Origin of the sequence: Mesorhizobium sp. ESP7-2 (assembly GCF_020164715.1) — a bacterium.
GTDB lineage: Bacteria > Pseudomonadota > Alphaproteobacteria > Rhizobiales > Rhizobiaceae > Mesorhizobium.
Map to the genome: position 1 here is coordinate 17506 of NZ_JAIUGQ010000042.1, position 12647 is coordinate 30152.

Sequence of the window (12647 nt, forward strand, 5' to 3'; positions counted from 1 at the left end):
ATTACCCCTCTTGCGCGTCTTCGGCATCGATCGCCATCAGCACGACGTCGCCATAAACCGACTGCCTGCGATCAATGGCCCGAAATCCGGCTTTTTCATAGGCGCGGATGGCCCTGATGTTGGCAGGGTCGGGATCGATGATGACGCGCGGCACGCCCTCCTCGAACAGGTCTTCGACGAACTGGCGCACGATCGCCGAGCCGTGGCCGATGCCGATCAGCTCCGGCCGGCCGATCGAGAGATCGATGCCGAGCGTGCCGAACGGCTGATCCGCATAGGGATGGCCGTCTTCCAGATGCGGGTCGTAGCTTTGGAGATAGGCGATCGGCTTTCCGTCGAGCTCGACGATCAGCGGCTCGACGGAAATCGAGTCTATATGATCGGCAATCTCCGCGATTTCCGTCTCGGGATCGTCCCACCACTCTGCAACATGCGGCTCGGCCAGCCAGCCGGCGATCATCGGCAGGTCCTTTTTGGTCACCGGCCGAAAATCGTAGGGCGCGACTGGTTCAGCCGGCATCGAGCGTTTCGACGACGAAATTGTTGTTGGTGTAGACGCAGATGTCGGACGCGATCTGCATCGCCCTGCGGGCGATCTCCTCGGCGTCCTTGTCGGTGTCCATCAGCGCGCGCGCCGCGGCCAGCGCGTAATTGCCGCCCGAACCGATGGCCATGACGCCATGTTCGGGCTCCAGCACGTCGCCATTGCCGGTCAGCGCCAGCGAGACCGACTTGTCGGCAACCAGCATCATCGCCTCCAGCCGGCGCAGATAGCGGTCGGTGCGCCAGTCCTTGGCAAGCTCGACGCACGCGCGGGTGAGTTGATCAGGATACTGTTCGAGCTTGGCTTCGAGCCGCTCCAGCAGCGTGAAGGCGTCGGCGGTGGCACCCGCGAAGCCGGCGATCACATTGCCGCCCTTGCCGATGCGGCGCACTTTGCGGGCATTGCCCTTCATGATGGTCTGGCCAAGGCTGACCTGGCCGTCGCCGGCGATCACCACCTTGTTGCCCTTGCGCACGGTCACGATCGTCGTGGCGTGCATGGTCAGATTATCAGACATTTCCTGGCTCCGAGCAGCGCCATCCCAAAAAGGCGATTGGCGCGGTACGAGTAACTTTGATCGGCCATATGTATGCACGGGGCCAATGATTGCAAACCGCTCGATAGCGGCCGGGATCGCAACTGGCAATCGCCGGATCATGCTGCTAGAAGGCTCTCGTTTTCAAGCCCGCGAGCGCTCGAGGGCCGTGAACCGGTCACGATCTGAACCACTGGCACAAGGATAGAGTGATGGCGCCTCGTTCCGCCGATGCAAGCCGCAAGACCGCGGAAACCGACATTTCCGTGTCGATCCATGTCGACGGCTCCGGCAAATCGGACATCGCCACGGGTGTCGGCTTCTTCGACCATATGCTGGACCAGCTTGCCCGCCATTCACTGATCGACATGACCGTCAAGGCCAAGGGCGACCTGCACATAGACGACCACCACACGGTCGAGGACACCGGCATCGCGCTCGGCCAGGCCCTGACCAAGGCGCTGGGCGAGCGGCGCGGCATCATGCGCTACGCCTCGATCGACCTTGCCATGGACGAGACGCTGACGCGTGCGGCGATCGACGTGTCGGGCCGCCCCTTCCTGGTCTGGAACGTTTCGTTCTCGTCGCCCAAGATCGGCACCTTCGACACCGAACTGGTGCGTGAATTCTTTCAGGCGCTGGCGCAGAACGCCGGCATCACGCTGCATGTCACCAACCATTATGGCGCCAACAACCATCATATAGCCGAGACCTGCTTCAAGGCGGTGGCGCGCGCGTTGCGCGCCGCGCTCGAGCTTGATCCGCGCCAGCCTGGCGCGGTTCCCTCCACCAAGGGTTCTTTGAAGGGATAGCCTCATGACCGCCTATGTCGTGATGGAGCCACCTGGCCGCAGCGAGAAATTCGACATGACGACGCTGGTCCGCGACGGCTTCACCTGGCTCGGCCTGCTGGTGCCGCCGCTGTGGCTTGCCTGGCACCGGCTGTGGGTCGAAGCGGCGCTCGCCTTTGTCGTCATGGGCGTGCTTTCGATGTTTGGCCAGAAACTTGGCCTCGGTGTCGCCGGCTCGCTGCTGTCGCTGTTCGTCTCGCTCTATGTCGGGCTGGAGGGGCAGGGATTGCGCATCGCGGCGCTACGCCGCCGCGGCTGGCATGAATGGGGCGTGGTCGAGGCCGGCTGGCTCGGGGATGCCGACATACGCTATGCCCTGGAAGCCGAAGGGCTTTCGGATGAGCCCGCGCCGCGCATCGTTCCCGATGCCGCTCTGGCGCGCCCGGCGCAGCCCGGCATGGCGCTGGGGCTGACCCACATTCCAGGACGGCGCTGAGATGCGGGTTGCGATCATCGATTACGGTTCGGGCAATCTGCGCTCGGCCACCAAGGCTTTCGAGCGCGCCGCGCGCGAGGCCTGCATATCGGCCGAGATCGACCTGACGGCCGACGCCGACCGCGTGCGCACCGCGGACCGCATCGTCCTGCCCGGCGTCGGCGCTTACGCCGACTGCGCCGCCGGGCTGCGCGCCGTCGAGGGCATGTGGGACGCGATCGAGGACGTCGCCATCGCCAAGGGCCGGCCTTTCCTGGGCATTTGCGTCGGCATGCAGCTGATGTCGCAGCGCGGTCTCGAAAAGACCATCACCAACGGCTTCGGCTGGATATCGGGCGACGTCAAGGAGATCCAGCCTTCCGATCCGGCGCTGAAGATCCCGCAGATCGGCTGGAACACGATCGAATTGCGGCGTCGGCACCCGCTGTTTTCCGGCATTCCGACCGGCGCGACGGGCCTGCATGCCTATTTCGTCCACTCCTACCATCTCGATGCGAAAAAGCCGGACGAGGTCGTTGCGGTCGCCGACTATGGCGGCCCGGTGACGGCAACCGTCGCCCGAGACAATCTCGCCGGCACGCAGTTCCATCCAGAAAAGAGCCAGGAGCTGGGTCTGGCGCTGATCACCAATTTCCTGCGCTGGAGGCCCTGAACACCATGAGCAAGAAGGGCTACTGGATGGCGATGATCGATGTCCGCGACCCCGAACTGTACAAACAGTACATCGAGGCGAACGCGGTGGCGTTCGCGAAGTATGGGGCGAAATTCGCCGTGCGGGCCGGCCGCCACGAAAATCCGGAAGGACCTACCGGCAACCGCCATGTGCTGGTCGAGTTCGAGTCTTTCGACAAGGCGGTCGAATGCTATCATTCGCCTGAATATCAGCATGCCTCCAAATTCCGGCTTGCCGCCTCATCAGGTCATTTCGTCATCGTTGAAGGCGCCTGAAAATATGATCCTGTTTCCAGCCATCGACCTGAAGGACGGCCAGTGCGTGCGCCTCAAGCACGGCGACATGGCGACCGCGACGATCTACAATGACGATCCGGCCGCGCAGGCCAAAGCCTTCGAGGAGCAGGGCTTCGAATGGCTGCATGTCGTCGACCTCAACGGCGCTTTCCAGGGCCAGAGCGTCAACAGCGCCGCGGTCGGCGCCATCCTGAAGGCGACGAAGAACCCGGTGCAGCTCGGCGGCGGCATCCGCACGCTGGAGCAGATCGAGGATTGGCTCGACCGTGGACTGGCCCGCGTCATCCTCGGCACGGTGGCGGTACGCGATCCCGATCTGGTCAGGCAGGCCTGCAAGGCGTTTCCGGGCAAGGTCGCCGTCGGCATCGACGCCAAGGGCGGCAAGGTGGCGGTCGAAGGCTGGGCCGAGGCCTCGAGCCTGGGCGTCATCGAACTGGCCAGGAAATTCGAAGGTGCGGGCGTCGCCGCCATCATCTACACCGACATCGATCGCGACGGCGTGCTGACCGGCATCAACTGGGACGCCACCATCGACCTCGCCGAGGCCGTGTCGATCCCGGTCATCGCTTCGGGCGGGCTGGCTTCGATCGCCGACATCGTGCGCATGACCATGCCCGACGCGCGAAAACTCGAAGGCGCGATCTCGGGCCGCGCCCTCTATGATGGCCGCATCGATCCCGCCGAGGCGCTGGCGATCCTGCAGGGCCGGCCGGTGGCGGAGGCGCGGTCGTGAAGGTCTCGCTCATCCTGGCCTCCTATGACAGCGGCCACTATCACGGCGGCATGGGCCAGGGGCCCGACGCGTTGATATCGGGCGGGCTCGTCGATGCCCTGACCCTTGCCGGCCATGACGTCACGGTCGAGGATATCGGCAGGGTTGGCGCCGACCAGGGGCGCGAGATCGCCACGGGTTTTGCCGTCTGCAACGCCGTCGCGGGCGAGGTCCGCATCGCCCGCGACAGGGGGCGGTTTCCCATCGTGCTGGCCGGAAACTGCCTGACCAGTGCCGGCGCGGTCGCCGGCGAAGGCGCCGATGCGATCATCTGGGCCGACCAGCATGGCGACCTCAACACGCCCGAGACGTCCGTATACGGCTTTCTCGACGGCATGGCGCTGTCGACGGTGCTTGGCCTGTGCTGGCGCCCGATGGCGGCGGCCATTCCCGGATTCAAGCCGATCGATCCCGCGCGCTGCGTGCTCGTCAACGCCCGCGATCTCGATCCGGCGGAGGAGAAACTTCTCGAAACATTGCCGGTCATCCGGACGGAATGTCCCGGCGTGGCGCAAGCGACGGAAAAACTGAGGGCAGCCGGCGCCAACAGCGTGCACATGCATCTCGATCTCGACGTGCATGATCCCAATGAGCTGCAGGCCAATCGCTACGCCACCCCTGGCGGGCCGAACCCGGAGCAGCTGCGCGACGCGGTCTGCGCCATGGCGCTTGCGGTGCCGATTATCGGCATCACCGTTTCCGCTTACGATCCGGCTTTCGATGCCCAGGCCGATGTGCCGCCGCTGGTCGGCCAGCTGCTCAACGATCTGCTTGCCACGATAGAGGGCCGCTGATGCTGAAAGCCCGCGTCATCCCTTGCCTCGACGTCAAGGACGGCCGTGTCGTCAAGGGCGTCAATTTCGTCGATCTCATCGACGCCGGCGATCCGGTGGAGGCAGCCAAGGCCTATGATGCCGCCGGCGCCGACGAGCTCTGCTTTCTCGACATCACCGCTTCGTCGGAGAATCGCGCGACCATCTTCGACGTCATCGCCCGCACCGCCGAACAATGTTTCATGCCGCTGACCGTCGGCGGCGGCGTGCGCCAGGTTGCAGACATCAGGAAGTTGCTGCTGGCCGGCGCCGACAAGGTGTCGATCAACACGGCCGCGGTGAAGAACCCGGATTTCGTCGCCGAAGCCGCCGACAAGTTCGGCAACCAATGCATCGTCGTCGCCATCGATGCCAAGAAAGTGTCCGGCCCCGGTGAGGCCGACCGCTGGGAGATCTTCACCCACGGCGGACGCGAGAAGACCGGCATCGACGCCGTCGAATTCGCGCGCCGGATGGTCGATCGCGGCGCCGGCGAGATCCTGTTGACCTCGATGGACCGCGACGGCACCAAGGCCGGCTACGACATCGCGCTGACCCGGGCGGTATCGGACGCGGTGCGCGCGCCGGTCATCGCCTCGGGTGGCGTCGGCACGCTCGACCACCTAGTCGAAGGCATTCGTGACGGCCATGCCGGCGCGGTTCTGGCGGCCTCCATCTTCCATTTCGGCACCTACACGATCGCGCAAGCCAAGGCGCATATGGCCGAGGCCGGCCTGCCGATGCGGCTGGACTCGCTGGGCAACAGGTCCTAGAGCATGTTCCTTGAACCGGCTTTCGGAAAAGATCAGGCTTAAACAAGAAGATAGACTGGCATGGCCGAGTTTTCGCTCTCCGACCTGGAAAAAATCGTCAGCGACCGCGCCCATTCCGGCGATCCGGACTCGTGGACGGCCAAACTGTTCGCGCGCGGCATGGACAAGGCGGCGCAGAAGCTCGGCGAGGAGGCGGTCGAGACGGTCATCGCCGCCGTCAAGGGCGACAAACAGGGCCTCGTTTCGGAAAGTGCGGATCTTATATATCATTGGCTGGTCGTTCTCGGCATAGCAGGCGTTCCGCTGAACGACGTGCTCGAGGAACTCGAAAGCCGCACCGGGCGTTCGGGCATCGCCGAGAAGGCGTCACGGCCCAAGGGCTGATCGGGAGGGAGGGCAGGTATCTCGATGGATCAGCTCGCGCCAACCGAGAAATATTCTCCGTTTCGCTTCTTCTCGGCCGAGCAATGGTCGCAATTCCGCGCCGACACGCCTCTGACGCTGACCGAGGACGAGTTCCGCCGCCTGCGGTCGCTCAACGACCCGGTCGACCTCGAAGAGGTCAAGCGAATCTATCTGTCGCTATCGCGGCTTTTGTCGGCGCATGTCGAGGCAAGCCAGCTTCTGTTCCGGCAGCGCCAGGCCTTTTTCAATGCCGTCGATGTCGTCAAGACGCCGTTCATCATCGGCATCGCCGGTTCGGTCGCGGTCGGCAAATCGACCACGGCGCGCGTGCTGAAGGAATTGCTGGCGCGATGGCCGTCGAGCCCCAAGGTCGATCTCATCACCACGGACGGCTTCCTGCTGCCCAACGAGGTGCTGCGCCGCGAAAACCTGATGGAGCGCAAGGGTTTCCCCGACAGCTACGATGTCGGCGCGCTGCTGCGTTTCCTGTCGGGCATCAAGTCGGCGTTGCCCGATGTCCGCGCGCCGGTCTATTCGCATCTCACCTATGACGTCATCCCCGGCGAATTCGTCACCATCGACCGGCCCGACATCCTGATCTTCGAAGGCATCAACGTGCTGCAGCCGGGCAAGCTGCCGCAGGACGGCAAGATCGTGCCCTTCCTGTCGGACTTCTTCGACTTCGCCATCTATATCGATGCCGACGAGAAGCTGATCCACAACTGGTATATTTCCCGCTTCATGCGGCTGCGCGAGACCGCCTTCCGCAATCCGGACTCCTTCTTCCACCGCTATTCGCAGTTGTCGGAGGATGCGGCCAAGGCAATCGCCGAGGGCCTGTGGACCAACATCAACCTGAAGAACCTGCGCGAAAACATCCTGCCGACGCGCGCCCGCGCCGACTTGATCCTGCGCAAGGGCGCCGACCACCTGGTCGAGGAAGTGGCGCTGCGCAAGTTATAGCTGATAGAACCCCGCACGGAGGACTCATCCAAGCCCGCCATGCAGGTGTTACCTGTCAGCCATTGGCGAACGGGACGGCGACATAGATCTGCGTGTCGCCACGCTCCACCAGAAGCAGCACTGACTTGCGTCCGGATTTGCCGGCTTGGGCAATCGCTTGGGTCACCTGCTTCGCGCTCTTCACCGGGGCCTGGTTGACGGCGACGATGACATCTCCCGGCTGGATGCCGGCAGCCGCTGCCGGTTTGTCGGGATTGACGCTGGCAACCACGGCGCCGTGCTCGGTCTCGGGGAGGTTCATCTGCTGGCGGATGTCGGACGTAATGTCCATCAGGCCGAGGCCGATGCCCGGCGCGCGGGAACCCTGCCCGGTGCCCGGCGCGCTGGAATTGCCAGTCGATGCCGTCTTCACATCTTCACCGTTGCGCCCGACCTCCACCGAGATCTGCATGGCCTTGCCCTTGCGCCAGACATCCAGTGTCTCCTTGGCACCCGGCGCGACGTCGGCCACAGACCGCGACAGATCCTTGGGATCCTTGACGTCCTGCCCGGCGAAGCCGGTGATGACGTCGCCGGTTTCGACGCCGGCCTTGGCCGCAGGCGACCCATCATTGACCTGCGAGACCAAGGCACCGCCGGGATGGTCGAGCCCCATGGCGCTTGCCACATCCGGGGTCACCGGCTGGATCTCGACGCCGAGATAGCCGTATTCGATGTTGCCGCCCTTCATCAGCTTGGCGACCACCTTCTGGGCCTGGTCGGACGGAATGGCGAAGCCGACGCCGACGCTCCCGCCGTTAGGGGAATAGATCGCCGTGTTGATGCCGACGACATTCCCATTGACGTCCACCAGCGGTCCGCCGGAATTGCCGTGATTGATCGGCGCGTCGATCTGGATGAAATCGTCGAAGGGCCCGCTATGCAAGTCGCGGCCCCGCGCCGAGACGATGCCGGCCGTTACCGTGGTGCCTATGCCGAACGGATTGCCGATCGCCAGCACCTGGTCACCTGTCATGAGCTTGTCGGAGTCGCCCCATTTCACGGTCGGCAACGACTTGCCGGCCTTAATCTTCAGCACGGCGAGGTCGTTCTTGGCATCGTGACCGACCAGCGTGGCCGGAAGCTCCGTGCCATCGTCGAGCGTGACCTTTATCGAGGAGGCGCCGTCGACGACGTGGTTGTTGGTGACGATGGTGCCGTCGGCACTGACGATGAAGCCCGAGCCGAGCGCCTCGGCGCGCGGCCCCTGTTGCTGCGGAGGCGTCTTGGGAGCGGGCATGCCCTGATCGCCGAAAAACTGGCGGAAATAGTCGTCGAAGGGCGAATTGCCGCCGAAGGGTGAACCTTCGCTCATGATTCGCGGCTGCGCCTTCATGACCGTCGTGACGGTGACGACCGCGGGCTTGGTCGCGGCCACGACTGGCGCGAACGATCCGTTCGGGGCCGTTGTTCCGGCGACTGGGGTCTGTGTCGTCGCAACGACTTTGCTCAGGCCGGCATTGCCGGCATTTTGGGCGAATGAGACGACGACAGGAGAGATTAACAGCGCGGCGCCCAGCAGGGCGGCGACGCGATGCCTACGAAGAATACCAAGGGGTGACATGGTCGTTCTGTCCGGGCGAGGGTTGATCCGGCGCCGCGGGCGGCTCCTGGGAGAAAGCACCCGTCAGCGTGTCGACAGCCGGGTGGCCTGTCTCGCCGTACATGGCGACCGGCCGGATCGACAACAAACTATCTAGGGCGCCGATCTGCCCAATTTAGGGGTTTTGCCCGACCTTACGAAGATTTAATTCAGAGCGCGCTTACGGATCGCAGATAGGCCGACGCGATTTCACGCATGCGCTTGCCGTCGAAACTCGGGCCGTGGCCACCATGGCCGATGCGGATCGGCAGCTCGAGCAGGCGCCGCATCGTGCCGGCATAGGCGGCCCGGTCGGAATCCGGCAAATCGTCGATCAGCGTGTCGTCATAGATGGCGTCGCCGCTGAAGAACAGGCCGTCGGCCTCGTCGAAAAGCGCGATCGAATCCGGCGAGTGCCCGGGCAGGTGCAGCACCCGAAACCGGCGGTCGCCGAGATCGACCACGTCGCCTTCGTCGAGCGTGCGCGTCAACGGCGCCGGCGCTATCGTATAGTCGGCCGATTTCCAGCCCGGCGCCGGCAATCTCGAGACCGCGCCCTCGAGATCGTGGAACATATAGGCGTAGGTCGCGGCCTCATCCATGCTCTCGAACTGCGCGGCACTCATCCTTGGCCCGGCCCGCAGCGGAAATTCGTGCAGCGAGCCGACATGATCGAGGTGGATATGGGTGGCGACGACCAGAAGCGGCTTGCCTTCGGGCGTCTTTATCTGCGGCGCCAGCGGACAGATGCCCATGCCGGTATCGACCAGAAGGTCGGCGTCGCGGCCGGTCAGATGCCAGATGTTGGCGCGAACATAGTCGTGCACAAACGGTTCGGTCAGCATCGTCGTCCTGTCGTCGACGATGCGCTTGCTGAACCAGCCCGAGTTCACGTGAGAATCCGGATAATTTGCAGGCCCGGCGTCAGGTATGAGCCGGGGCATCAGACGAACGGCTTTCCGACCTTGTATTTTTCCGGCACGAGCCGCTCGAGATAGGCCATGCCGGCATCGGACAGCTGGTTGACGTCGGGTTTCATGAAATCGTCGGGCATGTGTCGGGTCTTGCCGGCGACGTTCTTCAGCGGAACCTTCTTCAGCACTATCTTGCTGCCATCATACTGCAGCGCCACCGAGCCGCCGCCCTGTTCGGCAACGCCGACGGCGAAGGCGCCGGCATCGAAGGCCTCCTGCGCGTCGACCGCGCTGATGGCACCGACATAGCCGCGCGGCATGTAGCCGAGCGCGTCGACGCGGGCCCGCTTGCCCGGGAGCCCTTCGGCCAATGCCCGTTCGAGCGCCGCCGGCAGGTCGCTGCCCGACAGTTTGACGTTGCCGTGCTGGTCGCGTTCGAGCTTCTCTGCCGGCACCAGGCTTTCGACCAGCGCCTTGCCATCGGCGGTGCTGACGCCTTCCGACACGGCGACGATGCAGCGCTTGTGGCGGTCGAGCGTGGCGCGTACGTCGTCGATGAAACCGGCAGCAGAGAACGGCCGCTCCGGCACGTAGACGAGATGCGGGCCGCTGTCGGGGTCGAGCTGCCAGGCCGCCGCCGCCGCGGTCAGGAAGCCGGCATGCCGGCCCATGACGATGCCGACATAGATGCCGGGCAGCGCGCGAAAATCCAGATCGACGGACAGGAAGGCACCGGCGACGAATTCGGCCGCCGAAATGAAGCCCGGCGTATGGTCGTTTTCCTCGAGATCGTTGTCGATGGTTTTCGGCGCATGGACGAAAGCGATCTTGCCGCCGGCGGCATCGGTCAGGATTTGCTGGGTGCCCGAGGTGTCGTTGCCGCCGATATAGATGAAGGCGTCGGCTCCCGCTTTCTGCAGGCCCTTCAGGATGACCTCGCAATAGGCGGCATCCGGCTTGTCGCGCGTGGAGCCGAGTGCGGCGCTCGGCGTTCCGGCGATCAGCCGCAGCCGGTCCTCCGGAATGGCGGAAAGATCGACATAGTTGCCGTCACGGATGCCGCGCACGCCGTGGATGGAGCCCAGCACCTTGGCGCCGGGATGCCGCTTGCGAATCTCCAGCGTGGCGCCCACCACCGTCTGGTTGATGACGGCGGTCGGGCCGCCGCCCTGCGCGATAACAAAAGTTCCGGCCATTCCTGACGTCTCCCTAGAGCATGATGCCGAAAAGTGTGAAGCGGTTTTCGGACGACATCACGCTCTACTTCTTTGATTTAGAGACGGATTCAGATTTCAGGTCGAACGGACCTGAAATCATCCGGCTCTAGGCGATGGTTTTCAAGGCACCTTGGCCTGTCTTGTCGCCTCGCGCAACGGAAGAGTCTGGCGGCCGCAAACCGCGGCCACGATCACATGACGACGACGGGGTTTTTCTTCGATACCCGGCTGTAGAGATCGATGATGTCCTGGTTGATCAGGCGCACGCAGCCCGACGACATCGCCTGGCCGATGCTCCACCATTCGGGCGAGCCATGGATGCGGTAGCCGGTGTCCTTGCCATCCTGGTAGATGTAGAGCGCCCGGGCGCCGAGCGGATTGGTCAGGCCGCCGGGCTGGCCGCCCTGCCACTTCACCAGTTCGGGCTTGCGCTGGATCATTTCGGGCGGCGGCGTCCAGGTCGGCCATTCCCGGCCGTACTGGATGTTGGCGCGGCCGGACCAGCGGAACCCGTCCTTGCCTATGCCGACGCCGTAGCGGATGGCGTCGCCGCCCGGCTGGACGAGATAGAGCATGCGCTCCTTGAGATGCACGACGATCGTGCCGGGCGCCTCGCCAGTGGTGTCGACGACGATCTGGCGGCGGAATTCCGGCTTCACCTTGAGATAGGGGACCTCGGGCACGTTGAAGCCGTTGTCCGTCAAGGAGGCATACATGACGTCAGGGCTGGTGATGTTCTTGTCGACGCTGATCGAAGGCCGGATCGGCACCGAACCGGTGACCGTATCGTCGAGTTGGAGCGCCGGCAGGTCGCCACCACCCGAAGTCGAGCAGCCGGCGACGCCGAGCAGCGCCAAAGCGCCCGCCCCGGACAGGACGGCGCGGCGGGAGAGAAGAAGATCGGTTTCGATTGCGTCGCCGTTTCGCGGCGGCGTCGGACCTTGCGGCAACTCACCCATATACCCAAACCCTACGCTTTCGGCGGGAAGCACGGTCCGGCCGGATAGCAGGCATTTTCATCATTCATGGTTGATAAAGCGTGAATGCCTTGTGCTGCTTGTGTTTGCAAAAACAAAGATTCGGCCCTTTACATTCTTCGGGACCCAAGGATTTATCCTCTTCTTTGAGCTCAAAGGAGACGAGCATGTCCTTCGAAAACTGGGCCGCCTTCGCTGCCGCGTCGACCGTCCTTCTTGTCATCCCGGGCCCGACCATCCTTCTGGTCGTGTCCTATGCGCTGGGCCAGGGCTGGCGCACCGCCTTGCCGATGGCCGTCGGCGTGGCGCTCGGCGACTTCACCGCCATGACGCTGTCGATGCTGGGCATCGGCGCACTGCTGGCGGCTTCCGCTGGTGTCTTCACCATCCTGAAGCTGATCGGCGCCGGTTATCTGATCTATCTCGGCGTGAAACTGTTCCGCGCCGGCGGCACGCTGAAGGCCGAACCTCGCACCGACGCGGTGTCGCCGGCCAGGATGATGGCGCATGCCTGGCTGGTCACCGCGCTCAACCCGAAGAGCATCACCTTCTTCGTCGCCTTCCTGCCGCAGTTTCTAGACCGGCATGCGAATTTCTGGACGCAGATGCTGGTTTTCGAGACGACCTTCCTGGCGCTCGCCTTCGCCAATGCCTTCGGTTATGCGCTGATCGCGGCCCGCGCCCGCAACGTGGTGCGCAATCCCAACGCGATCCGCATCTTCAACCGCACCGGCGGCACGCTGCTGGTCGGCGCCGGCATCGCCACGGTGGCGATGCGGTCGGGCAACTAGCCGGCTTCTCTGGTCGCTTGGCGCGCCAGCAGTCGATGCTCTAGGATCGGCGCCGGGGCGGCGATCC

General features: G+C 64.2%; 16 protein-coding genes. 10 read left to right on the forward strand and 6 right to left on the reverse strand.

What is annotated here, in order from left to right; all coding sequences use genetic code 11:
- Position 1: 1 nt before the first annotated feature.
- Together LB543_RS28155 and hslV are read right to left on the reverse strand one after the other, a co-directional pair.
- Positions 2-520 (reverse strand): GNAT family N-acetyltransferase, encoded by a 519-nt coding sequence (locus LB543_RS28155; protein ID WP_224616492.1) that lies wholly within the window; start codon positions 518-520, stop codon positions 2-4.
- The gene (gene hslV, locus LB543_RS28160) at positions 510-1061 is read right to left on the reverse strand and encodes an ATP-dependent protease subunit HslV (protein ID WP_224616493.1); all 552 of its coding nucleotides are present in this window, start codon (positions 1059-1061) and stop codon (positions 510-512) included. Before hslV ends, LB543_RS28155 begins: the two co-directional genes overlap by 11 nt.
- A 230-nt stretch (positions 1062-1291) precedes the next feature.
- Here hslV and hisB point away from each other — a divergent pair, with 230 nt between their 5' ends.
- Genes hisB through coaA form a run of 9 tightly spaced genes read left to right on the forward strand, consistent with a single transcriptional unit; the run spans position 1292 to position 7060 of the window.
- Entirely contained in the window at positions 1292-1891 is a 600-nt protein-coding gene (hisB, locus tag LB543_RS28165; protein ID WP_224616494.1) for an imidazoleglycerol-phosphate dehydratase HisB, read from the forward strand.
- Between the two features lie 4 nt (positions 1892-1895).
- The gene (locus LB543_RS28170; RefSeq protein ID WP_224616495.1) at positions 1896-2366 is read left to right on the forward strand and encodes a DUF2628 domain-containing protein; all 471 of its coding nucleotides are present in this window, start codon (positions 1896-1898) and stop codon (positions 2364-2366) included.
- 1 nt (position 2367) lies between these two features.
- Complete coding sequence (hisH, locus tag LB543_RS28175; RefSeq protein WP_224616496.1) at positions 2368-3018, forward strand: imidazole glycerol phosphate synthase subunit HisH; 651 nt, start codon at positions 2368-2370, stop codon at positions 3016-3018.
- A gap of 5 nt (positions 3019-3023) precedes the next feature.
- Entirely contained in the window at positions 3024-3314 is a 291-nt protein-coding gene (locus LB543_RS28180; protein ID WP_224616497.1) for a DUF1330 domain-containing protein, read from the forward strand.
- Between the two features lie 4 nt (positions 3315-3318).
- Positions 3319-4068, forward strand: a complete 750-nt coding sequence (gene hisA / locus LB543_RS28185) for a 1-(5-phosphoribosyl)-5-[(5-phosphoribosylamino)methylideneamino]imidazole-4-carboxamide isomerase (protein ID WP_140813641.1) — start codon at positions 3319-3321, stop codon at positions 4066-4068.
- Positions 4065-4901: an arginase family protein gene (locus LB543_RS28190; protein ID WP_224616498.1), complete on the forward strand. Its 837-nt coding sequence runs from the start codon at positions 4065-4067 to the stop codon at positions 4899-4901. The genes hisA and LB543_RS28190 overlap by 4 nt, the downstream gene beginning before the upstream one ends.
- Entirely contained in the window at positions 4898-5692 is a 795-nt protein-coding gene (hisF, locus tag LB543_RS28195; RefSeq protein WP_224599018.1) for an imidazole glycerol phosphate synthase subunit HisF, read from the forward strand. The genes LB543_RS28190 and hisF overlap by 4 nt, the downstream gene beginning before the upstream one ends.
- Before the next feature lie 60 nt (positions 5693-5752).
- Positions 5753-6076 (forward strand): phosphoribosyl-ATP diphosphatase, encoded by a 324-nt coding sequence (locus tag LB543_RS28200; RefSeq protein WP_140758820.1) that lies wholly within the window; start codon positions 5753-5755, stop codon positions 6074-6076.
- A 24-nt stretch (positions 6077-6100) separates the two neighbouring features.
- Positions 6101-7060, forward strand: coding sequence for a type I pantothenate kinase (coaA, locus tag LB543_RS28205; protein ID WP_140758821.1), 960 nt, complete (start codon positions 6101-6103; stop codon positions 7058-7060).
- Between the two features lie 55 nt (positions 7061-7115).
- On the opposite strand, the gene LB543_RS28210 is transcribed toward coaA, so the two are convergent.
- The 4 genes from LB543_RS28210 to LB543_RS28225 form a co-directional block, all read right to left on the reverse strand.
- Complete coding sequence (locus tag LB543_RS28210) at positions 7116-8663, reverse strand: DegQ family serine endoprotease (RefSeq protein ID WP_224616499.1); 1548 nt, start codon at positions 8661-8663, stop codon at positions 7116-7118.
- 188 nt (positions 8664-8851) lie between these two features.
- Positions 8852-9526, reverse strand: a complete 675-nt coding sequence (locus LB543_RS28215) for an MBL fold metallo-hydrolase (protein ID WP_181178603.1) — start codon at positions 9524-9526, stop codon at positions 8852-8854.
- A 98-nt stretch (positions 9527-9624) separates the two neighbouring features.
- Positions 9625-10791, reverse strand: coding sequence for a diphosphate--fructose-6-phosphate 1-phosphotransferase (locus tag LB543_RS28220; protein WP_140758824.1), 1167 nt, complete (start codon positions 10789-10791; stop codon positions 9625-9627).
- A 212-nt stretch (positions 10792-11003) separates the two neighbouring features.
- On the reverse strand, positions 11004-11771 hold the full coding sequence (locus LB543_RS28225) for a L,D-transpeptidase (protein WP_140758825.1): 768 nt from the start codon (positions 11769-11771) through the stop codon (positions 11004-11006).
- A gap of 185 nt (positions 11772-11956) precedes the next feature.
- Between LB543_RS28225 and LB543_RS28230 the strand changes: the two genes are divergently transcribed.
- Entirely contained in the window at positions 11957-12580 is a 624-nt protein-coding gene (locus LB543_RS28230; RefSeq protein ID WP_224616500.1) for a LysE family translocator, read from the forward strand.
- Positions 12581-12647 lie beyond the last annotated feature (67 nt).

Bases quoted from the DNA above. Each gene is read 5' to 3' on its own strand.
- coaA (WP_140758821.1), top strand. From the start codon at position 6,101: ATGGATCAGCTCGCGCCAACCGAGAAATATTCTCCGTTTCGCTTCTTC.
- LB543_RS28200 (WP_140758820.1), top strand. From the start codon at position 5,753: ATGGCCGAGTTTTCGCTCTCCGACCTGGAAAAAATCGTCAGCGACCGC.
- LB543_RS28225 (WP_140758825.1), bottom strand. From the start codon at position 11,771: ATGGGTGAGTTGCCGCAAGGTCCGACGCCGCCGCGAAACGGCGACGCA.
- LB543_RS28215 (WP_181178603.1), bottom strand. From the start codon at position 9,526: ATGCTGACCGAACCGTTTGTGCACGACTATGTTCGCGCCAACATCTGG.
- hisA (WP_140813641.1), top strand. From the start codon at position 3,319: ATGATCCTGTTTCCAGCCATCGACCTGAAGGACGGCCAGTGCGTGCGC.
- LB543_RS28210 (WP_224616499.1), bottom strand. From the start codon at position 8,663: ATGTCACCCCTTGGTATTCTTCGTAGGCATCGCGTCGCCGCCCTGCTG.
- LB543_RS28155 (WP_224616492.1), bottom strand. From the start codon at position 520: ATGCCGGCTGAACCAGTCGCGCCCTACGATTTTCGGCCGGTGACCAAA.
- LB543_RS28230 (WP_224616500.1), top strand. From the start codon at position 11,957: ATGTCCTTCGAAAACTGGGCCGCCTTCGCTGCCGCGTCGACCGTCCTT.
- hslV (WP_224616493.1), bottom strand. From the start codon at position 1,061: ATGTCTGATAATCTGACCATGCACGCCACGACGATCGTGACCGTGCGC.
- LB543_RS28170 (WP_224616495.1), top strand. From the start codon at position 1,896: ATGACCGCCTATGTCGTGATGGAGCCACCTGGCCGCAGCGAGAAATTC.
- LB543_RS28220 (WP_140758824.1), bottom strand. From the start codon at position 10,791: ATGGCCGGAACTTTTGTTATCGCGCAGGGCGGCGGCCCGACCGCCGTC.
- hisH (WP_224616496.1), top strand. From the start codon at position 2,368: ATGCGGGTTGCGATCATCGATTACGGTTCGGGCAATCTGCGCTCGGCC.
- LB543_RS28180 (WP_224616497.1), top strand. From the start codon at position 3,024: ATGAGCAAGAAGGGCTACTGGATGGCGATGATCGATGTCCGCGACCCC.
- hisB (WP_224616494.1), top strand. From the start codon at position 1,292: ATGGCGCCTCGTTCCGCCGATGCAAGCCGCAAGACCGCGGAAACCGAC.